We start from the raw sequence: 23,365 nt of genomic DNA on the forward strand, positions 1-23,365 counted from the left end.
GGATATGGATTTTAAGGCATTACTTCATCAAATAAGTCAAATTTATCAAAAGCTTTCATTAAAGCAAAAAATAGTTGCAGCTAGCTCTATCATCTTGGTCGTGGCATTTTTAGTATTTTTAACACTTTATAAAAGCAAAAATGAAAATTTTGCAGGTTATAGCGTCCTTTTTGAAAACATTAGCCCAAACGATTCTGCCTTAATACTTGATCAGCTAAACAAAGATGGCATTAAATATAAATTAGCAAACGAAGGCACTATTCTTGTGCCAACGAGCGATGTCTATAAAGAGCGTATCGCTGTTGCAACGCTTGGAATACCAAAAGAGAGCAAAATCGGCTTTGAAATTTTTGATAAGCAAGAATTTGGTGCGACTGATGCTGAGCAGAGAGTAAAATTTCAAAGAGCGCTTGAGGGCGAACTAGCCAGAACGATCGAGAGCCTCTCATCTATCCAAAAAGCAACCGTAAGAATAGCCATACCAAAAGAGAGTGTTTTCACTGAAAGACAAGCGCTTCCAACAGCGTCTATCGTAGTCGAGCTAAAGCCAGGCGTTAGCCTAAATGCAAAGCAAATTTTTGGTATTAAAAACCTTGTCGCTGCCTCTGTTACAAACTTGAGCACGGAAAATGTAAAAATCGTAAATCAAGACGGAGTCGCACTTGGCGATGAAGATGGTGAGTTTGATAGTGACGCTATAGCTCAGCAGATCCGCTATAAGCGCGAGTTTGAAAATAATTACGAGCAAAAGATCGTAAATGTGCTAGCTCCTATCGTGGGCGGTGCGGACAAGGTCGTAGCAAAGGTAAATATCGACTTTGACTTTGATAAAAAAGATACAAAAAGCGAGGTTTATGACCCAAATAACGTCGTAAGAAGTGAGAGCAATATCGAAGAAAAGCGCCAAGGCTCAGCTCCAAATGAAGTGGGCGGCGTACCAGGTGCGGTTAGCAACATAGGCCCTGTTCAAGGGCTAGATGACAGCACTTTAAAAGAGCAGTACAACAAAAGCTCGCAGCAGACAAACTACGAAATTTCAAAGAAAGTAACAAATGTTAAAGGGCAGTTTGCTAGCATAAACAGAGTAAGTGCAGCTGTCGTTATAGACGGACTTTATCAGAGCAAAAAAGATAAAGACGGCAAGCCAACTGGCGAGCTTGAATTTGCCCCACTTACCAAAGAGCAAAGAGAGTCAATCACAAATTTGATCAAGCAATCAATCGGCTACAATCAAAATAGAGGCGATGAAGTAAGCTTAGATAACTTTGAGTTTAAAACTGGCAAAGATATAAGCGCTAGTGAGAAAATGGATGGCTTTGTGAATAACTATGTAGTGCCATTTATGCCGCTATTAAAATATATTTTTGCAGCATTGTTGCTCTATATCTTCTATAAAAAAGTCATTGTGCCATTTATGCAAAAGATGCTTGAAGAGACAAAAGAAGAAGAGGAACAAGTTCAAGATGGCCTTGAAGATATTGAGGTAGATGCTGAAGATACACTTGAGAAATTTAAAGCTGCTCGCAAAAAGGTCGAAGAACAACTAGGACTTAGTGGCGAGTTTAATGAAGATGAACTAAAATACGATGTTTTACTTGAGAAAATGAGAGCGGTCATCACAGAGAGAAATGAAGAAATAGCAATGCTACTTCAAGATATGGTAAAAAATGACAGCGACTTTAATATGCGTAAGGAAATTTGATGTCAATAAAGCTAAATGACAAGCAAAAAATGATTTATGATGATCTATCGATGCCTGAAAAGATTGCTATTTTGCTGATTCAGCTTGGCGAAGAGGCAACTGCTCTTATATTTTCTCACATGGATGTTGATGTCATCACTGAAATTTCAGGCTATATCGCAACCGCAAAAAATATAGACAAACAAGTCGCAAGTGCTGTTCTAGAAGAATTTTACGCATTAATGCAGTCAAATCAATATATGAGAAGTGGTGGTTTAGAGTACGCAAAAGAAATTTTATACCGCACATTTGGTCCAGAGGCTGCTCAGAAAATTTTAGACAAGCTTGCAAAAAGCATGGAAAACTCAAAAAGTTTTGGCTATCTTGATAAGATAAAACCACAACAGCTTGCAGACTTTATCATAAAAGAGCACCCTCAAACCATCGCGCTAATACTAGCTCACATGGACTCAACGAGTGCTGCTGAAACGCTTAGCTTTTTCTCAGATGAGCTAAGAAGCGAAGTCGTTATTAGAATGGCAAATCTTGGTGATATTAGCCCATCGGTAATTAAGCGTGTTTCAACCGTGCTTGAGGGTAAGCTTGAAAGTCTTACATCGTACAAAGTCGAAGTTGGCGGTCCAAGAGCTGTGGCAGAAGTGCTTAATAGACTTGGGCAAAAAGCCAGCAAAAGTACGATCGAACGCATCGAACAAAGCGATGATAAGCTTGCAACAACGATTAAAGAGCTTATGTTTACATTTGAAGATATTATCAACCTTAACGCAACTGCGATTAGAGAAATTCTTAAAAATGTCGATAAAAAAGACCTTATGGTCGCATTTAAAGGCTCAAGCGATGGCATAAAGGATAAATTTTTATCAAATATGTCTCAGCGTGCAGCAGAAGCCTTCAAAGAGGAGATGCAATATCTTGGTGCGGTGCGTGTAAAAGATGTTGAAGAGGCTCAAAGACGCATAGTAGAGACAGTACAAACTCTAGCTGATCAAGGTGTGTTCCAAGTCGGCGAAGCAGATGAGATGATAGAATGAAAAGCAGCGTAATAACCAGTGAAACTTCTCCAGCTCACTTTATAGAAAATTACAGATTTAAAGTACTTGGAATTGGAGAGCGAGCTGCAGATAGTGCTCCTGTATTGATAGAAGAAAATAATCTTAGTGAAGAGTTAAGCGAGCAAAATTTTGGGCAAAATGGTGAAAATTTCATTCCTCAAGCTAGCCACCAAACGCAGACAAACTCACAAAACCACTTTGCTTCTCAGGCTCAAAGTCCACAGATACAGCAAGCAGGCGAGTCAAGCTTTGTCGAAGAATTGCTTAAAAAAACAGATGAGTTAAGTAGCAACATCATCAAACTTCAAATGCAAATAGAAAATCAAGAGAGCGAATTTGCTAAACGCCTTGAGGCTGAAATTTCTCGTGCAAAAGAAGATGGTAAAAATGAGGGTATCGCCCAGGCAAATGCAGCAAATGAAGCAAGGATAAATGAGTTAGAGGCTAGATTTAGCGCTTCAGCTGCAAAGCTAGATGAGCAGTATGTTAAATTTGATGAGTTTTTAAAGAAGATCGAAGAAGAGCTTGGGCAAACTGCTATAAAAATCGCAAAAGAAGTAATCGATAAAGAAATTTCAACCTCTTCAAATCAGATCGCTCATCATCTAGCAAGCTCGCTTATAAAAGAGCTAAGTAATGTCAAAAATATAGAAATTCGCGTAAATCCCGAAGATAGCGAATATATAAAAGAGCAATTTAGCAAGAATGAGCACGTCAAAATAAGCGCCGATGATGCTATAAGCAAAGGTGGTGTGGTTATTATAAGCGATGGTGGCAATATCGATGCGACTATGCAAACAAGGCTAGAAAAACTAAAAATGCTGGTAAATAATGAATAAAGACGTTAAAAGTTTAGATGTTGATGAACTAAACGCACTTTGTCATGACATCAGGGATAAAATTTTAGCTACCGTTAGTAAAAATGGCGGTCACCTTAGCTCAAATATCGGTGCAGTTGAGATCATTGTAGCAATGCATAAAATTTTTGATGTGACAAAAGATCCATTTATCTTCGATGTAAGCCACCAAAGCTACGCACACAAGCTACTAACTGGACGCTGGGAGAGCTTTGATACGCTTAGAAAATTTAACGGCATCAGTGGCTATACAAAGCCAAGCGAAAGTAAATTTGACTACTTTGTAGCAGGACATAGCTCGACATCTATATCGCTTGCAGTTGGTGCTGCAAAGGCGATAAAACTTAAAAACGAAGATCGTATCCCAGTAGCTGTTATAGGCGATGGCTCACTAAGTGGCGGCATGGCGTACGAGGCGCTAAATGAGCTAGGCGATAGAAAATATCCTTGCGTCATCATCCTAAACGACAACGAGATGAGCATAAGCAAGCCAATAGGCGCACTTAGCAAGTATCTAAGCCAAATGATGGCAGGGCAGTTTTATCAAAAATTTAAGGGTAGGGTTGAGAAATTTCTAAGCTATATGCCAGATTCGGCTGCATATATGGCTAGACGTATCGAAGAGGGCATTAGACTCATCACTCCTGGTATGTTTTTTGAAGAGCTTGGACTTGAGTACATTGGGCCAGTTGATGGACACGACTTAGCCGCGATTCTTAGCACATTTGAAACTGCCAAAAACATGAAAAAGCCAGTCATCGTTCATGTACAGACGTTAAAGGGCAAAGGGTATGAATTTGCAGAGGGTTACTATGAAAATTGGCACGGAGTCGGGCCATTTGATCTAAAAAGTGGCGAATTTATCAAAAGGCAGTCAAATAAGTCAGCCACGGCGATCTTTAGTGAGCAGCTATTAAAAATGGCAAGAGAGCACAGCGATATCGTTGGTGTGACGGCCGCGATGCCAACAGGCACTGGTATGGACGCTTTGATACAAGAATTTCCAGATCGTTTTTGGGACGTGGCGATAGCTGAGCAGCATGCAGTTACATCGATGTCAGCCATGGCAAAAGAGGGGTTTAAACCATTTGTTGCAATATACTCGACATTCATGCAAAGAGCCTACGATCAGGTCATTCACGATGCTTCTATTTTAAATTTAAACATCACGTTTGCGATGGATAGGGCTGGTATCGTAGGTGAGGACGGCGAAACACATCAGGGTGCTTTTGATATTAGCTTTTTAAATGCTGTGCCAAACATGGTTCTTTTTGCCCCAAGATGCGAAGAGAGTATGAAAAATGTTATGGAATTTGCCTACTCTTGCAAGGGTGTTAGCGCATTTAGATATCCGCGCGGAGCGTTTATCTTAAGAGATGAGTTTGAAGCTCAGCCACTTGAGTTTGGCAAGGGTGAAATTTTAGCTGACGCAAAGAGTGATATTGTATTTTTAGGCTACGGTAACGGCGTTGGAAGAGCAAATTTGGTCAAAAATTTACTAGCTGACAAGCTTGATGTGATATTGGTTGATCTTATCTTTGTAAAGCCGCTTGATAGTGAGCTTTTATTAGATCTTGCAAAACGCACTAAAAAGTGGTACATCTTTAGCGATAGTGCCAAAAAAGGCGGTATTGGCGAGATAGTAAGTGCATTTTTACAAGAAAATAAAATTTCAAATATAAGCGTCATCAGCTTTGAGTATGAAGATAAATTTATCCCTCATGGTTCAACCGCTGAGGTTGAAAAACATCTTGGTATAAGTGCCGAGCAGATTACCAAAAATTTACTAGAAAATAATTAATATCATTTAATAAAGTAACGTTTAATATTATTTTTGCTAGCATAAGCCAAAATAAAAGTAAGGAAAAGCACTATGCAATACGTATCATTATTAAAGCAATCTGGGCTAAAAGTCACGCCACAACGCCTTAGCGTTTTAAGAATTCTTGATCGCCACACGCATCCAACGATTGATGAGCTTTATGATGAAATTTTAAAAGAGAGCCCATCGGTTTCTCTAGCAACGGTTTATAAAAATTTAAATACTTTAAAAGACGAAGGTCTTGTAGTTGAAGTAAATATCGTCAATCAAAAGGCTAGATATGACATCTACGAATATCCACATATTCATGTAGTTTGCGAAAGCTGTGGAAGCGTCGAGGATGTGAGCTACGATGATGCTGAGCTTGGCAAATACCAAGAAGCACTAGAAAAGAAGATCGGAAATATAATAGAACGTCTAAATATCGTAGCTAGCGTAAAAAGCTGTAAACACTGTAAATAAATTTATGTTGCTATTTAGCAACATAAATTCCATCTTTTTTCTTATAAAAATACTTTTAAAATAAGCCTAAATTTAGCATTTTTCTCATTGTTTTAAGCACTAACTTGCTAAAATGAACAAAAAATTTTGGAGAAAAATGTGAGTTTGGAGATAGAGCGTAAATTTTTACTCAAAAATTCTCAAATTCTAGATTTTTTAAAAGAAGCTGGAGTAGTCTTTAAGCATCTTGAAATTTCTCAGTTTTATACCAAGATAACGCAAAATGAAGAGATCCGCTTTCGAAGTGAAGAGGATAAATTTATAAAAACTGTAAAGATCGGCAAAGGTCTAATCAGAGAAGAAAATGAAGAATTTTGCGAAAAAGCGGAGTTTAAAAAGGCTCTTAAGAACCGCATCGGTAGCGTCATCTTAAAAGATAGATATATTTTTAAACTAAATAACAATCCTTGCAATATTGATATTTTTAAAAATGAACTAAACGGGCTTTGTACATTTGAAATCGAATTTAGCGATGAAAATGAGGCCGTCTTTTTCAAGCTACCACCGTTTTTAGAAAATTTTTGCCTAAGTGACGTAACTTGCGATAAAAGATATAAAAATAAATTTCTTGCCATCCATGCTAATGAAAATGAACAAATCGACTACAAAAGAGCCTATAAGATCATAAAAGAAAAAGAAATTCTGCCAAATTTTGCTGCAAATCTAAAAAGTGGAGAGGCGCTAAGAGTCCTTTTTGTTAGTATTTTTAAAGTAATAAAAAGGCTAAAAAGCCAGTATTTGATAGATAAAGATGAAGAAGTTTTGCATGAGCTTCGCGTAAATTTAAGAAAGGTTAGATCGATCCTTAAAATTTTTAGTGGCGTTTTTGATGAGAAAGTGACACTTTTTTTTGGTGAGAATTTTAAAATGCTTGCAAACTCGACAAACAAAAAGCGAGATTTGGATGTATTTTTGAGCTTTTTAAACGAGCAAAAACATGCAAATGAACCTATTTATTTTGTAAAAAAGGCTCTAGATTTAGAGTATGAAAATGTAAAAAGCTACCTTGGCGACGAAGAAAATTACGCATTTTTAAAAGAGTGGGAGATATTTTTAAACGAGGGTGAATTTTATAAGTCAAAACTCTTTGATGTAAGCCTTTCGCGCCTTGGTTCGTTTAAGCTTAGAACGCTTTTGGTTTTAGCTCAAAAAAGGCTAAAAGGCTTAAATCAAGACTGCCCAAATGAGAGCTTTCATGATCTTAGGATAGAGCTTAAGAAGATGAGATATACATACGAGTTTTTATGTGAAATTTTTTATTTTGAAGGGCTTAAAAAGTATGAAGAGAAGCTAAAGCAGATGCAAGAAAATTTTGGTAATCTTCAAGACTATGACGTCTGGCTCGGTATCCTTAAAAGACTTCCAGAAATGCCAGATAAAGAGAGGCTTGAGAGTAAAATTTACAAGCAAATTTATAAAAGTAGAGAAGAGATACTAAAAAAGCGTCTTAAATTTATAAAAGCAACTCGCAAAATTTCAAGAAATTTAAAAATTTACTACATATAAAAGGGCAAATTTATGCAAAAACAAGAAAAAATCGTTGATATGTTTAATCAGATCGCTCCGACTTATGACGTCGCAAACAGAGTGCTAAGCCTTGGTGTGGATGTGAGCTGGAGGAAATTTGCCTGCAGATATATGCTAGAAATTTTTAAAGGAAGAAGCATAAATATCGTAGATGTAGCTTGTGGCACTGGCGATATGATGGGGCTTTGGAGTGAAATTTCAAAAGAATTTGGCGTGCAGATAAAAAGCCTTACTGGTATCGATCCCTCAAGCGGCATGCTAAAAGAGGCTAGGGCAAAATTTCCAAATTTTAAATTTATAGAGGCCTACGCTGATAATACAACGCTTGCAAGCGGAGAGGCTCAAATTTTAAGCATAAGCTATGGCATTAGAAATGTGGTCGAGCGAAAGGCTGCGCTTAAGGAGTTTAATAGAGTGCTTGCTCTAAATGGCTATGTAGTCGTACTTGAATTTACAAAACGCCAGAAAAATGGGCTTATAACCTCGCTAAGAGATTTTTACCTAAGTAAAATTTTGCCAAAGATTGGCGGCTTTATCTCAAAAAATAAAGAGGCATACGAGTATCTGCCAAGCTCGATCGAAAATTTCTTGGACGCAAAGAGCTTTTGCGACGAGCTAGTCGAAGCTGGCTTTGAGATAGAGCTTTGCAAAGGCTTTAGCATGGATATTTCGACACTATTTATTGCTAAAAAGGTAAGAGAAGTCAATGCTTAGCGTATCTGAGCTAAACGAAAAAGCAAAGGCACTGCTTGAAGCAACCCTTGACTATGTCGAGGTAAGCGGAGAAATTTCGCGCCTTACTAAGCACGCTTCTGGGCACTGGTACTTCACGCTAAAGGATGAAAAGTCAAGCATCTCAGCTGTGATGTATCGCATGAATAACCAAAAGGTGAAATTCCTGCCAAAAGATGGGTTAAAAGTAAAAATTTATGGCAAAGTGACCATTTACTCGCCAAGCGGGTCGTATCAGCTAGTGGCTAGTGCGATGCTGCCTGATGGCGAAGGTGAGCTTGAGCTCGCGTTTAGGCAGCTTAAAGAAAAGCTCGAAAATGAGGGACTTTTTGACATCACTGCAAAAAAAGAGATACCAAATTTACCTAAAAAAATAGCCCTTGTCACAAGCGCTACTTCAGCGGCGCTTCAGGATATGCTAAAGGTCGTGACGAGCCGCTGGAAATTAAGCGAAATTTATATTTTTGATGCTTTAACTCAAGGTGAAAATGCCCCAAACTCGCTCATAAAGGCTTTACGAAGAGCTGATAGATACGGCGTTGATGTGATTGTTTTGGCTCGCGGAGGTGGTAGCAAAGAGGATCTTTGGTGCTTTAATGACGAGGACTTGGCACGTGAAATTTACGCCACCAAAACGCCAGTCATAAGTGCTATCGGACACGAGATCGACTACGTTATAAGCGACTTTGTAGCAGACCGCAGGTCGCTTACGCCAAGTGCAGCTATGCTTGATCTTTTGCCTGATGAAGAGGCTTTTTTTCAGTATCTTGACAGGCTCAGCGATGATCTTGATAGCGCTTTAAGCTTAAAAATCACCAAAAAGCAAAATTTACTAAATGTCCTTCTTTCTAAATTTTCATCAAATGCCCTAAAAGCTAGGATCGAGCTAAAATTTAGCGAGGTAGCAAACAAGCAAAACGCCATAGCAAACGCCGTGCAAAGAAAGATATTGCTTCTAGGCTCAGCCCTTAGCTCGCTAGAGAAAGCTTATGAGATGAGAGAGCTCTTTTTTGAGAGCACGAAGGGGCTTATCGAGGTTAGAAAAGATGGCAAGAGAGCCGATCTTAGGGATTTAAAAATAGACGATGAGATAGAGCTTATTTCGCAAAATACACATAAAAAAGCAATAATCAAGGAGTAAAAATGAGTAGAAAAATAAACTTTAGCGCAGGCCCAAGCGCGATACCATTAGATGTTTTAGAGCACGCAAAGGCCGAATTTACCGACTACAGAGGCGAAGGCTACTCGATCATGGAGATCAGTCACAGAAGCAAGACCTTTGAGGAGATCCACTTTGGCGCGATGGATAAGATAAGAAAGCTCTACGGCATCGGTGATGAGTATGAAATTTTATTCTTGCAAGGTGGCGCACACTTGCAATTTAGCATGATACCGATGAATTTATATCAAGGTGGCAGGGCTGAGTATGCAAACACCGGCGTTTGGACAAATAAAGCGATCAAAGAGGCAAAAGTGCTTGGCGTAAATGTAGATGTCGTCGCAAGTAGCGAAGATGAAAATTTCTCTTACATCCCTGATGTGAAATTTAGTGATAACGCCGACTACGCCTACATCTGCTCAAACAATACGATTTATGGCACGCAGTATAAGGCTATGCCAAAGACAAAATCTCCCCTAGTTGTCGATGCTTCAAGCGACTTTTTCGCTAGACCGCTTGATTTTAGCAGTATCGGCTTGCTTTATGGCGGCGCTCAGAAAAATGCAGGCCCAAGCGGCGTGACTATCGTCATTTTAAGAAAAGACCTAGTTGATCGCGTGAGCAGCCAAAACGTCCCTATGTTTTTGCGCTACAAAACGCACGTAGAGGCAAACTCGCTTTACAACACACCGCCAACTTTTGGAATTTATCTTTTAAATTTAACCATGCAGCACCTACTAGATCTTGGCGGGCTTGCCGAGGTTGAGAAGATAAATGCCAAAAAAGCAAGCACGCTTTATAGCATCATAGACAGCTCAAATGGCTTTTACGTGGGGCACGCTAAAAAATCAAGTAGGTCAGATATGAACGTGAGCTTTACGATACCAAAAGATCATGCGCTTGAGCCAGTTTTTGTCGAAGAAGCGCTAAAAGAGGGCATGCTAGGACTAAAAGGTCACAGACATCTTGGCGGCATAAGAGCTTCTATCTACAACGCCGTTAGCCAAAGCGATGTTGAAAAACTTGGCGAGTTCATGAGAGAATTTGCTAGAAAGCACGGCTGATGAACAAGGCAAAAAAAGCTTACGACGAAATTCCTTATTTCTCGGCCGCATTTAGCGACTGCTCACCTGTTAGGATAGAGGCGGTTGCTAAATTTCTGGGGCTTAAAGCAGCTAGCTTAAAAGAGGCTAGGGTGCTTGAGCTTGGCTCATCATATGGCGGTAATATCTTGCCATTTGCCATTTCGCATAAAAACGCAAAAGTCGTTGGTATCGACATCTCAAGCCATCAAGTGGCTGAAGGTAACAAAGTAGCAAAGCAGATAGGTTTAGAAAATTTTACTCTGCTTGAGCGAAATTTTTTGCACATGAATGAAAGCGATATAAAAGAGCTTGGAAAATTTGACTATATTATCGCTCATGGTGTTTATAGCTGGGTGAGCCCAAACGTGAGAGACGCGCTACTTGCAACGATTAAGGCACTACTTAGCAAGGATGGCATCGCTTATGTTTCGTATAATACCTATCCTGGCTGGAAGAGCCTTGATATTTTAAGAGATTTTATGCTTTTTGTAAGCTCAGGCAACGACAGCAAAGAAGCACTTGCTCGCGTAAAAAGCGAGTTAAATTTCTTGCAGGATTATTTGAAATTTAGCTTGCAAAGCCAAAGCGACGTCGTATACAAAGATAGTATGAAGCTTCTTTTAACACAGCTAAATTTCTTACAAAGCATTATCGCAAAGGGTAATGATTATTATATATTACATGATTTTTTAGAGGCAAGTAACGAGCCAATCTACTTTCATAAATTTGCTAAACATATCGATAAACACGGACTTTGCTACGTAATAGATGCTTCACTAAATGACATCTTTGCAAGCTCAACTGGGATTTACCGCTTTGACGCACATATCGAGCAAAATTACGACTCTCGCATCAAAAAAGAGCAGCTAAATGACTTTTTGTTTAATAGATCATTTAGAAAAAGCCTCATCGCTCACAAAGAGAGACTTGGCGGTGCTGAGGACTTTGACGCGGTGCTTGGAGAGAGCGAGCTTGATAAGATTTATTTTGCATATTTTAGCGAGCAGCCAAGGACAAAAACGCAAGAAATTTTAAGCAAAAGCTATCCACAAAGCTTAAATTTAAGCGAAGTAAAGGCGGCACTTGGCGAGAATGCAAATGAAGCTTTTGTGGGACTGCTTGAAATTTTAAACGATCAAAACACTAAAATTTCTTCTTCAAAACTCAAAGCACTAATCTATGAGCCTGGTAAAACTAAACTAAAGCCTAGAACTGCTGCGTATCTTGAGTATTTTTTAAATGCTAGCTCACCAGTTATCTCTTTGGCAAATGAGCTAAATGGCAAGCTAAACTTAAGCCATGAAGAGATCAAGGCCGCTTTAAAATTTGATGGCAAAGCTAGTTTAGAAGATATCGCAAAGAGCGTAAATTTAAGTAAAGATGAACTAGATAAGCTTGCTTTTAAATTAAGCGAAGCCTACTTTTTTGAAGAAATTTAAGACTAGCTAGCCTAGCCTTAAATTTTTGATTTAGCCAAATATCATATCTTTTAAGATTAGAATGATCATTGCTATATAAAAGAGTAAAAACCACTTTTTAAGTGCTTTTTTATCCATAGCTTGTGTCTTTTTGGTGCCAAAGTATGCGCCTATTAGCGAGCCAAGCCCTAGGAATGTACCCTCCAAATAAGAGATGTGGCCGTTTAAAGATAGTGAGATAAAGCCAGAGAAAGCTGCAAACATCACAAAAAATACTCCCATTGAAACGGCTTTTTTCATATCATAGCGCAAAAAGCCAACTAAAATAGGAGCTATAAAAACCCCACCGCCTATGCCTATACTAATGGCAAGTGCACCTATACAAAAACCAACTAGAAATAGTAAAAATACGGAGTTGTTCGCATTTGTACCGTCGCTATTTGGTGTGAAGTATAGTTTTATGAGTGAAAAGATAAAAGTTGCAAGCAAGAGTAGTTCGAGTAAGAGCTCAGGCGTGTGAGATACGATTATGCCACTAAAGCTAGCTCCGACCAATCCTCCAAGACCTAAAAATACGCCACGATTTAGCTTTAAAAGTCCAGCTTTGTAGTTTAGATACGAGCCAAACGTCGCGCTAAAGATCATCTGCATGACGCTTATGCCAATAGCTGTTTTCACGTCATATCCAAAGGCGACCATTATAGGAACAACGACTGTGCCGCCACCGATGCCAAAAAAGCCAGCGATGTATCCAACGCCGATACCGATTATAAAAAGTTCAACAAAAAGCATAAATTTCCTTTTATGAGTGCCAAATTTTAGCCAAGCGGTGTTAAAAAAATAGTAAAAAGGTGAAATTTGGGCATAAATTTAGAAATTTGATAAAAATTTTAAAAACTAAAAGCGAACTTTTTTTATAATCATCAAAAATTTAAAGGAAAAAAATGCTCTTAGAACAACCACTGTTTTATTATGAAGTGATCAGAGAAAAATTTAAAAATAGCTACTTGGCCGAGGATAAGACGCAAACGATTATAGGCATTGATTGCGATTATATCGATGAAAAGGATATGGATTTTTATGGGCTTAGAAGTTATTTTGATACAAATCGTAATAAATCTTTAGCTCCATTTGCGGGTCTCTTTGGTGTTTTTGCTTATGATGGTGTGAGATATTTTGAATATATCGGAGAAGAGAAAGCTAAAAAGTACGAATTTCCAAAATTTATCTATGCTGATGCAAAGGCTTATCTGCACTTTGACAAGATGAGTAAAATTTATACATTCTATGGAGATAAGAATAAATATTATGACTTTTTGCTTGATGCAAAAGTTGAATGCAAAAGTAAAGAGCAGAGTAAATTTAGTATAAAAACTGATCTTGGTAAAGAAAATAAACACTTTGAGGATATGGTTGAGTTAGCAAAAGAGTATATAAGAAGTGGCGATGTCTTTCAGGTGGTGCTTGGTGAATTGCTTGAAATTTCAACGAATATGAGCAGTTTGGAATTTTATAAAAAGCTCTCACTTACAAATCCAAGCCCATATATGTTTCATTTTCCTACACCTTATGGCGATGTGGTTGGCTCTTCGCCAGAGCTTGTTTTTGAGATGAAAAGTGAGCAAATTTTTGTGGCACCAATTGCGGGCACAAGGCCTAGAGGAAGTGATGCAAATGCTGATGCGGCACTTGAAAATGAGCTTTTAAGTGACGAAAAGGAGCTGGCTGAACATAAAATGCTAATCGATCTTGCCAGAAATGACATCGGCAGGGTTTCGGAACCAAAAAGTGTATCCGTAAAAAATGCGATGCATATCCAAAAATATGAAAAAGTAATTCATATCGTAAGCGATGTCTATGGTAAGTGCGCCAAGGGACTTGATCTTTTTGATGTCTTAGCTAGTATTTTTCCAGCTGGCACGCTAAGCGGAGCCCCAAAAATAAGAGCTATGCAAATAATTAATGAGCTTGAAATTTCTGAGCGAAATATCTATGGCGGCGGCATTGGATTTTTGCATTTTAATGGCGATGCTCAAGTTGCTATTCTTATTCGCTCAGCCATCTTTGTGCCAGGTGAAAATGGATTTAGTGATGTATTTGTGGGGGCTGGAGCTGGTATAGTTTATGACTCAAAAAGCGAAAGAGAATACGCTGAAATTTGCCATAAGCGAGCAAGCGTGCTAAATGTATTTAAAAATAACGCAAAAGAGTTTTAGGCGTTAAACTTAATAAATTCATAAGAGCTTTTAGCGTAGCTAGTACCCATAGAATCGATTTGCTCTCTTACGGTAGCTGAAAGCTCTGCTTTTGTGATATTTTTAGCTAGCACTTTTACAAAAGGAAATTCACTTCTTTCTTGTGCGCCAAATATCAGCACTCTTGTATCAACCTTTTTGCTTTGCCTTATCTTATCAACAACTCTTGTTAGCTCTTCGTAGTTGAAGTCTTTTACATTTTCATCTATAAGAACGATGCCATAAGTTTTGGTTTTTATCTTTGTTAATAGCTCATCAAAGCTATTTGTGGTTTCAAGTGTGTTGTAAAATTCTCCTAAAGCTGAGCTAAATATTTTATTTTCCATTGGCGATTTCTTAAATAAAATAATATTTTCACTTTTTGCTAGATAGCTTTCGTCTATTGCAATCTCGCCAAAATTTGGCAAAAATTTTCTAAAAATTTGAGCCAGTTCGTCGCTATTTATTGGCGTTTTTATATAGGCATTGAAGTATTCTTTGACACTCTCTCCATCTATATTTGAAGTGTTTGAAAGCATTAGTATAATTGGAATTTTTGCATTTTGTATGGCTGTTTTTATAAGATCAAGATTTTTTTGAATGCTATTTTTTTCAGCTTCGAAAAATTTCGAGCCAACAAAGATAAGGTCAAAATCGCCTTGCTTTATGGCTTGTTTTAAATCTTTTTTATTACAAACTCCCACAACTTCGCAGTTAAATTTACTAAAGCCACTTGCTGTTATATCTATGTAAATTTCATTAGTATCGCAGATCAAAATTTTTGGTTTATCGTTTAAATTTTTATTCATAATATCAGCTTCACCCAAGCAAAGTAGTCTTGTGATACTTAATGGAGTTAGCGGATCTTTTAAAATGAGCGGATTTTTAATATCTTGACCTTGCTTATTGGTGTTTCTTAAAAATATAGCATCATAATTTTTTGTAATAGATGGACTAGTGCTTGTTAGCATATCCACTTTGAGCCCAAGGTCTTTTGTGGTCTGCTCAAAAGCTTCGTTGTAAGCTACATTTGCGTCTTGTAAGAATGCTAGTTTATGATCGCATTTTATATCAAAGTCTTTATAGTTTGATGTTGTTTTAAAGATGACTACAAATTTAAACTCATTGCCAATACTTGGAAACGAATTAATCTCCAGCTTGCTTTCTAAATTTTTTAAATAAATTTGAGCGATTTTTAGATAAAACTCGCTCTCATCATTATTTAAGCTATTCTCATCATCTGAAAATATATCTGAAATTTGCTTTTCACTCATGGCGGTTGAGCTATTTTTTATGCTAAAGCTTACAGAACAAAGTCCGCTTCTATCAAACTCTTTTTGAATTTTTTTGATAGTGATGATAATGTTTTGGTATCTTAAAGACATCGATAAAGACGCCAAAAAGATAGAGTTAAATGCGGTTTTTAATGAATTTAGATTTCCTTCTAGTTCATTTGTAAGGCTTGGATCAAGGTAACTTATAAAATTTATCTTTTTGCTTTGCGAATAGACGATATTTGCTTGCAAAATTTCTTCGAAGCTTTTTTGAGGATCAAATATCTCGGTTTTATTGCATTCGCTATATTTTTTAACATTTGAGATATTTTTAGCATTGCTATAAAGCGAGGTCATGATGTTTGCATTTTTTTCTATCGTGTCTATAAATACTTGCTTTTTGCCATTATTTGTTTCTATTTTTAAAGCCGCAGTCGATGTAAAAATTTCTTTATTAATAGACTCTAGTTTCTTGCTCACTGATAAAATATATCTATCTTTTATCTGAAAAAAGCTGCTATCTTTTATATAGGTTTCTTTTAGATCTTCATAAGCTTTTACAAGCTTTGATATCGCATTATCCGCACTTGTCTCTTTTGATGATAGGATATAGTTTGATATGTATTTTGACTTATCGATAAGCATCTTTAAAAATTTCAACCTAGCAGAAATACTAAGTAAAGATAAAATGAGCAAGCCACAAAGCAAAAACTCAAAAAAGGTCTTTATGCCAAAGCTTATTTTCTCGCTCTCGGTAAGTTCTAGTAGCTCATTTTTTATGTTTATGGCACTATCTAATAAAAGTATAAATTTATCATCTTCATACTGTTTGATTAAGATAATATCTTCGATATTTAGCTTTTCAGAGAATGCGATCTTGGCTTTAACTTCTCTTATTTTTCTGGCTTGATAGTTGGCTTCAAACTGGTTAAAGTCTTTGTAAATATTCTCTTTTAGCTCACTTTTTGGAAGCATATCAAGATTTGGCGTGTTGTCCTTTACGGAATATATATTTTCTCTCACATTACTGTTTATTGAAAATAAAGGGCCATTTATAAAGATATTTTTTACGTAGTATTTGGTGTTGTTTGCTAAAGAGAGTTGATTGTAAATTTTACTTAAAGTTGCGGCATAGGCTTTTATTATAAGCGGAAAGTCTCGGTCTAAATCTTGTTTAAAATCGCTATCTATTTCTCCATTTATATTTTGGAAAAATTCGTAAAATAGTTCATCAAATTTATCATTTTGGTTTAGACTTGCTAGTAATTCTTTTAATTTATTTACATTTCGTATCTCGATGCGATCGTCTTTTCTTATAGAATTTATAAATTTTTGTGTATTTTTTAAAGTGTTATCCCGCAACCTTCTTATATCTTCTTGGCTTTTGCCTATTAGCGTATCGTGCTCTTGTATTGCGGATTTTATAGTTTGAAATACTAAGGATTGTTTATATAGTTTTTCATTTAGATCTTTTAGATCTGTAAATTTTTTATAGCTTTCATTTCCGCTATATGCGAAAAAGATAGCTGAAATTATTATTGGCGCTAACAATATATAAAATTTACTATTTTTCATGGATACTCTTTTTGCTATATTTTTTGACGATATTTTCTATCTCAATTAGTCTTTTGGTAAAAAGAGACATCTCTTTCATTTTTCCATTTTGATTGTTATCTAAAAGAGCGTTAAGCTCATTTGCAAGGTTATTAAGCTTTAAATTTAATGCAGCTTCCCTTATCTCATCTACATATTTTTTGAGCATTATCTCGTCTTTTGCGATTATGGCTGATTGGATTTGTATAAGAATTTCTCTTGCGTTATGCAAAAAGATATTTAAGTAGGATGCAAAATCTTTTTTATTTAAATTTAGTATTTTAAGCGATGTTTCAAACCAGGAATCATCGATAAGTGATTGTGTCTGCGTGTCAAAAAGATACCATGCGTTTAGTTTAAAAACAGGCAGTCTTAATGTAGGTTTTACTTTTACTGCTGCTATTAGATTTTGGTTGTTTATTATGTCTTGCTTCTCTAAAAGAACGATAAAAAATTTCTCGCCATTTTTTAAAATAGCATTTTGCAATCTCGCTTCTAGTAAGATCGCACCACCATCTTTTCTTTTTAAATTTACTCTAGCGCTATTATCTTTCGTATTTTGTAAAAATTCCAAGAAGCTGTAGTTTGTACTTTCCTGGCTTGTTATGACTAGCTCACTTATATCTTTGTATCGCAACAAAAAGTCATCTAAACTATCAAAACCTAATAGCTCAAGTGAATCTTGCGTTATCGCAGATATTTTTAAATTTTCATCATATATTATCACTTCAAATTTCCTTCTTTGAGCACTGCAAGCTTTTCTGCTACGCTTTTATTTGTTATTTTTGCCACTTCGTCTAAATTCGCTTCGCTAATTTTATCAAAACTTCCGTAAAAGCTGATTAATTTCGCGATACTACCCTCAGATACGCCAGCTTGCTTTAGGATTGATCTTTGCATATCGTTTTTCTGCCTTGTTTTTCTGTGAAAGCTGATGACAAATCTATGGCTTTCATCGCGCATTTTTTGGAAAAACTGAAGCTTTTTATCGCTCGTACTTAGGCTAAAGCTACCATTTTTTGTGTAAATTTTATCCTTTGCCTCACCTTTTGCGCGGTGAGCTTTGGCATCTATTTTTTCTTTTGAGATAGCGATCACATCGACATTTGCGCCACTACTTGCTAAAATTTCACAGGCTAAGTTTAAAAGCACTTCGCCTCCGTCAATAACCCAAAGATCAGGTGGGCTAAGCTTGTCAAATCTAAGTGCTCTGGCTGTCAAACTCTCTTTCATCTGATCGTAGTCGTTTTTAGAGCTTAGGTGCATGTGACGGTAGTTTTGCTTTGCCCACTCGCCATGCTCATAGCGCACCATCGCTCCGACACTTGCCTCGCCAAAAAGGTGCGAGTTATCGTAGGCTTCAACCACGTAAGGCGTGTGAGCTAGGTCAAAGTACTCTTTTATTTCGTTTAGTAGCTCGTTATCATGCGTTTTTAGATATTTTTCGATGCTAACTTCAGCGTTTTTTGTAGCGATCTCACAAATTTTACGCTTATCGCCTATTTTTGGGCATGTGATGCTAAATTTACGTCCAAATCTCTCGTTTAAAATTTCCTCCACCAGCTCACTATCTTCAAAGCTCTCATGCACATAAATTTTGGTGCTAATTATCGGCTGTCCAGCTATGAAGCTTTTTAAAATAGCCTGCTTATAAGCTTCGTTTATCTCATCTTTTTGGGCGTTTTTGGCCTGTGTGATGTCAGTTTTTACGCCAGTTATCTTGCCACTTTGCACGCTAAATCTCACCGCACAGATCATATCATGCACACAAGCGACCGAGTAGGCCTCAAAGTCCTCAAGCTTAGCAAGATCAACTTCAACCTTTGTTTGCATATTTTTAAGTGTTTGTATCTTATCTCTAGTTGCGGCTGCTTGCTCGTAGTCTTCGGCCTTGGCGTAGTTTAGCATGAGCTCTTCAAGGCGAGTTATAAGTAAATTTGGATTTTGTAAGGCCATGATAGCCTCACTTACGATCTTAGCGTAGCTCTCTTTTGAAATTTTGCCTTCACACGGGGCATAGCAGCGTTTTAGCTGATAAAAAAGGCAGGCTTTTTTGCCTTTGATGCAGGATTTTTTCTGAACGAGATTAAAATTTAGATAAAGCGCCTCAAGTAGCTCGCCAGCTCCGCTAAAATATGGCCCAAAATAGCGGATATTCGAGCCTTTTACTACTTTTCTAGTGATCTCAAATCTTGGAAAATCATCATTTAAATTTATAAAGATATAAGGATATGTCTTGTCATCACGAAGCAAGATATTGTATTTTGGTTTTAGTTGCTTGATGAATGAATTTTCAAGTATGAGCGCGTCTGCCTCGCTTGGTGTGACAATGTATTCAAGATGCACAGCTTCGCTTATCATCTTTGAAATTCTTGGACTTAGCTTTTCGGCTGGAGCTAGACTTGGGGTAAACTTAAAGTAGCTTTTGACCCTATTTTTTAAAATTTTGGCCTTGCCGACATATAAAAGTCTATTTTGCGCGTCAAAATACTGGTATACGCCAGGCTCGTTTGGAAGCGTTCTTATCTCGTCTATTAGCATCTTGCCTGCTCATTTTTCTTGAGCAAAATTTCTCTTAGATCTTCAAATTTTTGGTGTATTTGCTCGTCTTTTGCTAAATTTTTAAACTCACCCTTGCTTGCTGGTATTATGAAATTTGACCTTTGCGTAGGTTGTGGTGTGAAAAATTTTAAAAACTTGCTCACGACAAATCTTATATTTTCTTCTTTTTTGTTCTTTGTATAGTTGATTTCGTTAATAGGTTTTGGAGTAAGAATGCTGTTAAAAACGCTATTTTTATTAAAATTGCAAAAGGTTTTTAATAACCTTTTTATATCATTTATACTACTATCACGCCTAAGCTCTAAAAGCCCAGTGGGATGAGTAAGAACAAAGGTCAAAACACCTTCTCTAACGTAGCAAAAAGCTATATAAAATCGTTTTGCTTTCCCCATAAGCTCTAAAAGCTGTTGGCACTCATTTGCCATGCTTAATTTTTCTTTATACAAAGGATTTTCGTGAATAGTATTTATCAAAAATTTAGCGTTTTTCATGGGCTTATCTTATCATCTTTTATTTTAATTTTTACTCTTTTTGTATTTAGCGGTTGTGGATATAAAGATGATCCATTTTATGGAAATGCTCCCGTAAAAGAAAAGAAAACTGACAAGATAAACAAAATCTAGTAAAATTTTCGTATTTAAATAAAAATGTAATATAAGCTTAATAATTTTAACTAACCTAATTTTTAGGCTCATTTAAGTAATATACCAAGATTTTTTATTCTACAAGGAGAGTATAATGAGGTTTTTTGGACTTCTAGGCTTGTTTTTCGCGATGGCTTTTGGTGCTGATGGAGAAACCGCAGCTATTGACTTAACTACTACATGGGCAGGAATTTTATCGCTTATCATTTTTGTTGTTGGATATTTTTTCATAGCAGCAGAAGAAAATTTCCATATTGATAAAGCAAAACCTGCTATCTTTATCGGTACGTTTATGTTCCTACTTATCGGCGTTTATATGCTTATAAATGGCATGGATGTGCATTCGCTTGAACATGAGGTAAATCACCTGATTTTAGAGATCGCTCAGATCGTATTTTTCTTGATGGTGGCGATGACATTTATCGAAGCACTTATAGAAAGAGACGTATTTAATGCACTTAAATATAATCTCGTATCAAAAGGTTATACTTATAGAAAACTATTTTGGCTAACTGGTGTTTTGGCATTTTTCATAAGCCCAGTAGCTGACAACCTAACAACAGCACTTATTCTTTCAACTGTTCTTCTAACAATAGATAGGAATAATACAAATTTCTTAGTTGCTGGTGCGATAAATATCGTTGTTGCAGCAAATGCGGGTGGAGCATGGAGTCCATTTGGCGATATCACTACGCTTATGGCTTGGGCTGCTGGAAAAGCACCATTTGTCGACTTTTTCGCACTTTTCCCAGCATCTATCATAGGTTGGTTTGTAACGGCATTTTTACTTTCTCGTGTAGTGCCAAGTACTGCACCACATTTTGATGTGGCAAATGAGCCAAAAGTGGTTATGAAAAAGGGCGGCAAAGCAGTTATCTTTATAGGCGCATTTACTATATTTTGTGCTGTTATGATGCACCAGCTTTTCCACTTACCAGCGATGTGGGGCATGATGTTTGGCTTCTCACTACTTAGTCTTTATACTTACTACTTCAAAAAAGCTCACAAAAATGAAGAACCAATGCATGTATTTCACTATATGTCAAAGATTGAAAACAACACACTATTTTTCTTCTTTGGAATTTTAGCTGCGGTTGGCGCTCTTCATTTTGCTGGATTTTTAAATTACGCTGTATCACTTTATGATAAATTTGGCTCAACTGCTGTAAATATCGGCGTTGGATTCCTTTCAGCGATCGTTGATAACGTCCCTGTTATGTCAGCTGTTTTAAAAGCAAATCCAGCAATGGGAGCTGATGCAGGTGAGGCAATGAGTCAGTGGCTATTAGTGACACTAACTGCTGGTATCGGCGGTTCGATGATCAGCTTTGGTTCAGCAGCTGGTGTTGGAGTAATGGGTAAATTAAAAGGAATTTATACCTTTGGTGCACATATGAAATACGCTTGGATGGTGGTTCTAGGATATATCGTATCGATCATTGTTTGGTATGTGCAGTTTGAAATTTTTCATATCTATTTTTAAAAGGTTATAAATGAACAATACGATTATAGTTTTGGATTTTGGTTCGCAATACACTCAGCTAATAGCCAGAAGGCTAAGAGAAGAGGGCGTCTACACTGAAATTTTGCCATTTAATGCAAAGCTTAGTGAGATAAAGGCGAAAGAGCCAAAAGGTATCATTTTAAGTGGCGGTCCAGCTAGTGTTTATGCTAAAGATGCTTATTTTTGCGATAATGGCGTCTTTGAGTTAAACATCCCTATACTTGGCGTTTGCTACGGTATGCAGCTACTTGCTCACACACATGGGGCTGAGGTTTTAGCAGCTGATCAAAAAGAGTATGGCAAGGCTGAGCTTAACGTTATTAAAGAGCATGAGCTATTTAAAGATACACCTTCAAAACAAATCGTATGGATGAGTCATAGCGACTATGTAAAGGACTTGCCAGAGGGCTTTGAAGTGATCGCTGTTAGTGAAAATTCACCTTATTGTGCTTTTGGCGATGATAAACGAAAATTTTATGCGATCCAGTTTCACGCAGAGGTGCAACACAGCGAATATGGCACGCAAATTTTAAAGAATTTCGCTAAATATATCTGTGGCTGCGAGAGCACATGGAACATGGGAAGCTTCGCTAAAAATAAGATAGAAGAGATAAGAAAAACAGTAGGCACTCACAAGGTACTTTGCGCAGTTAGTGGCGGCGTGGATAGCTCTGTAACTGCGGCACTTTTGGCGGCTGCTGTGCCAGAAAATTTGATCCTTGTCTTTGTTGATAACGGACTTCTTAGAACAAACGAAAGAGAGCAAGTTGAAGCTACATTTAGAACAAAGCTTGGCGTTGAGCTAGTTAGTATAGATGCGAGCGAGATCTTCCTTGGCCGCTTAGCTGGTGTGGTTGATCCTGAGAAAAAACGCAAGATCATAGGTGAGACATTTATAGAAATTTTTGAGCAAGAGGCTAAAAAGCACGGCGATGTGAAATTTCTAGCTCAGGGTACTCTTTATACTGATATTATCGAAAGCTCCGTAGTTGGCTCAAGCAAAACGATAAAGAGCCACCACAATGTTGGAGGTTTGCCTGATTGGATGACATTTGAGCTAATAGAGCCGCTAAGAGAAATTTTTAAAGATGAGGTTAGAAAGCTTGGTCTTGAGCTTGGACTAAGCCGTGATTTAGTATTCCGTCATCCTTTCCCAGGACCAGGCCTTGCTATCCGCATAATGGGCGAGGTAAATAAACCAAGCCTTGAATTGCTTCGCAAAGCTGATGTGATCTTACGTGATGAGCTAAAGAGCACTGGCTGGTACAACAAAACTTGGCAGGCATTCTGCGTGCTTTTAAATGTAAATTCTGTTGGTGTTATGGGTGATAACCGCACTTATGAAAACGCTGTTTGCGTACGTGTGGTTGATGCGAGCGATGGCATGACTGCGAGCTTTTCAAGACTCCCTTATGATTTACTTGAAAATGTAAGTCGCCGCATTATAAACGAGGTAAACGGCATAAACCGCGTAGTTTACGATATCTCAAGCAAGCCACCTGCAACTATTGAGTGGGAATAGAGTAAAAAATATTTTTGCTGTAAAATCGTTGAAGATACAATATTGCAACGGTTTACGGAAGCAAAAAGCTCTTTTGATACTAAAAATGAGAAAAAGTAGGTTTAAAAGAGAGTTTTAAATTTAGATAAATTGTTTAGAGAGCCTCCCATTATTTTGCTGGGAGGCTTTTGTGGAAAA

19 protein-coding genes are annotated in these 23,365 nt (G+C 37.2%); 14 read left to right on the plus strand and 5 right to left on the minus strand.

Annotation, left to right across the window (positions count from 1 at the left end; translation table 11 throughout):
- The first annotated feature begins 4 nt into the window (after positions 1-4).
- The 10 genes from fliF (at position 5) to G6W45_RS05845 (ending at position 11,876) form a co-directional block, all read left to right on the plus strand.
- On the plus strand, positions 5-1,702 hold the full coding sequence (gene fliF / locus G6W45_RS05800; RefSeq protein WP_194167823.1) for a flagellar basal-body MS-ring/collar protein FliF: 1,698 nt from the start codon (positions 5-7) through the stop codon (positions 1,700-1,702).
- The gene (gene fliG / locus G6W45_RS05805; protein WP_021091747.1) at positions 1,702-2,733 is read left to right on the plus strand and encodes a flagellar motor switch protein FliG; all 1,032 of its coding nucleotides are present in this window, start codon (positions 1,702-1,704) and stop codon (positions 2,731-2,733) included. Before fliF ends, fliG begins: the two co-directional genes overlap by 1 nt.
- Positions 2,730-3,593, plus strand: coding sequence for a flagellar assembly protein FliH (fliH, locus tag G6W45_RS05810; protein WP_194167824.1), 864 nt, complete (start codon positions 2,730-2,732; stop codon positions 3,591-3,593). Before fliG ends, fliH begins: the two co-directional genes overlap by 4 nt.
- Positions 3,586-5,412, plus strand: a complete 1,827-nt coding sequence (gene dxs, locus G6W45_RS05815; protein WP_194167825.1) for a 1-deoxy-D-xylulose-5-phosphate synthase — start codon at positions 3,586-3,588, stop codon at positions 5,410-5,412. Before fliH ends, dxs begins: the two co-directional genes overlap by 8 nt.
- 72 nt (positions 5,413-5,484) lie before the next feature.
- Positions 5,485-5,895 (plus strand): Fur family transcriptional regulator, encoded by a 411-nt coding sequence (locus G6W45_RS05820; protein ID WP_054197019.1) that lies wholly within the window; start codon positions 5,485-5,487, stop codon positions 5,893-5,895.
- A 138-nt stretch (positions 5,896-6,033) separates the two neighbouring features.
- Positions 6,034-7,440: a CYTH and CHAD domain-containing protein gene (locus G6W45_RS05825; protein WP_346265365.1), complete on the plus strand. Its 1,407-nt coding sequence runs from the start codon at positions 6,034-6,036 to the stop codon at positions 7,438-7,440.
- A 12-nt stretch (positions 7,441-7,452) separates the two neighbouring features.
- Entirely contained in the window at positions 7,453-8,175 is a 723-nt protein-coding gene (ubiE, locus tag G6W45_RS05830) for a bifunctional demethylmenaquinone methyltransferase/2-methoxy-6-polyprenyl-1,4-benzoquinol methylase UbiE (protein WP_194167826.1), read from the plus strand.
- Entirely contained in the window at positions 8,168-9,334 is a 1,167-nt protein-coding gene (gene xseA, locus G6W45_RS05835) for an exodeoxyribonuclease VII large subunit (protein WP_194167827.1), read from the plus strand. Before ubiE ends, xseA begins: the two co-directional genes overlap by 8 nt.
- A gap of 2 nt (positions 9,335-9,336) precedes the next feature.
- Complete coding sequence (gene serC, locus G6W45_RS05840; protein WP_194167828.1) at positions 9,337-10,416, plus strand: phosphoserine transaminase; 1,080 nt, start codon at positions 9,337-9,339, stop codon at positions 10,414-10,416.
- A complete protein-coding gene (locus tag G6W45_RS05845) occupies positions 10,416-11,876 on the plus strand; it encodes a methyltransferase regulatory domain-containing protein (RefSeq protein ID WP_194167829.1) in 1,461 nt (486 codons plus the stop codon). The genes serC and G6W45_RS05845 overlap by 1 nt, the downstream gene beginning before the upstream one ends.
- A gap of 30 nt (positions 11,877-11,906) precedes the next feature.
- Here the strand turns inward: G6W45_RS05845 and G6W45_RS05850 are convergent, their stop codons facing one another.
- The gene (locus G6W45_RS05850) at positions 11,907-12,647 is read right to left on the minus strand and encodes a sulfite exporter TauE/SafE family protein (protein ID WP_194167830.1); all 741 of its coding nucleotides are present in this window, start codon (positions 12,645-12,647) and stop codon (positions 11,907-11,909) included.
- 152 nt (positions 12,648-12,799) lie between these two features.
- On the opposite strand from G6W45_RS05850, the gene G6W45_RS05855 reads away from it, so the two are divergent.
- Positions 12,800-14,071, plus strand: a complete 1,272-nt coding sequence (locus G6W45_RS05855) for an anthranilate synthase component I family protein (RefSeq protein ID WP_194167831.1) — start codon at positions 12,800-12,802, stop codon at positions 14,069-14,071.
- Here the strand turns inward: G6W45_RS05855 and G6W45_RS05860 are convergent.
- From G6W45_RS05860 to G6W45_RS05875, 4 genes are read right to left on the minus strand one after another with little or no spacing between them, the layout of a single operon-like run.
- Entirely contained in the window at positions 14,068-16,938 is a 2,871-nt protein-coding gene (locus tag G6W45_RS05860) for a response regulator (protein WP_194167832.1), read from the minus strand. The genes G6W45_RS05855 and G6W45_RS05860 overlap by 4 nt on opposite strands.
- On the minus strand, positions 16,928-17,683 hold the full coding sequence (locus G6W45_RS05865) for a hypothetical protein (protein ID WP_194167833.1): 756 nt from the start codon (positions 17,681-17,683) through the stop codon (positions 16,928-16,930). Before G6W45_RS05865 ends, G6W45_RS05860 begins: the two co-directional genes overlap by 11 nt.
- Entirely contained in the window at positions 17,680-19,497 is a 1,818-nt protein-coding gene (gene uvrC, locus G6W45_RS05870) for an excinuclease ABC subunit UvrC (protein WP_194167834.1), read from the minus strand. Before uvrC ends, G6W45_RS05865 begins: the two co-directional genes overlap by 4 nt.
- Positions 19,491-19,943, minus strand: a complete 453-nt coding sequence (locus G6W45_RS05875) for a hypothetical protein (RefSeq protein ID WP_194167835.1) — start codon at positions 19,941-19,943, stop codon at positions 19,491-19,493. The genes uvrC and G6W45_RS05875 overlap by 7 nt, the downstream gene beginning before the upstream one ends.
- Positions 19,944-19,973: 30 nt before the next feature.
- Between G6W45_RS05875 and G6W45_RS05880 the strand changes: the two genes are divergently transcribed.
- The 3 genes from G6W45_RS05880 to guaA all read left to right on the plus strand — a co-directional run bounded on the left by G6W45_RS05880 (position 19,974) and on the right by guaA (position 23,188).
- On the plus strand, positions 19,974-20,141 hold the full coding sequence (locus G6W45_RS05880; protein WP_194167836.1) for a hypothetical protein: 168 nt from the start codon (positions 19,974-19,976) through the stop codon (positions 20,139-20,141).
- Positions 20,142-20,256: 115 nt separating this feature from the next.
- Positions 20,257-21,645 (plus strand): sodium:proton antiporter NhaD, encoded by a 1,389-nt coding sequence (nhaD, locus tag G6W45_RS05885; protein WP_087586234.1) that lies wholly within the window; start codon positions 20,257-20,259, stop codon positions 21,643-21,645.
- 10 nt (positions 21,646-21,655) lie between these two features.
- Positions 21,656-23,188 (plus strand): glutamine-hydrolyzing GMP synthase, encoded by a 1,533-nt coding sequence (guaA, locus tag G6W45_RS05890; RefSeq protein ID WP_194167837.1) that lies wholly within the window; start codon positions 21,656-21,658, stop codon positions 23,186-23,188.
- The last annotated feature ends 177 nt before the right edge of the window (positions 23,189-23,365 follow it).

This window comes from Campylobacter concisus (genome assembly GCF_015229955.1).
GTDB lineage: Bacteria > Campylobacterota > Campylobacteria > Campylobacterales > Campylobacteraceae > Campylobacter_A > Campylobacter_A concisus_AT.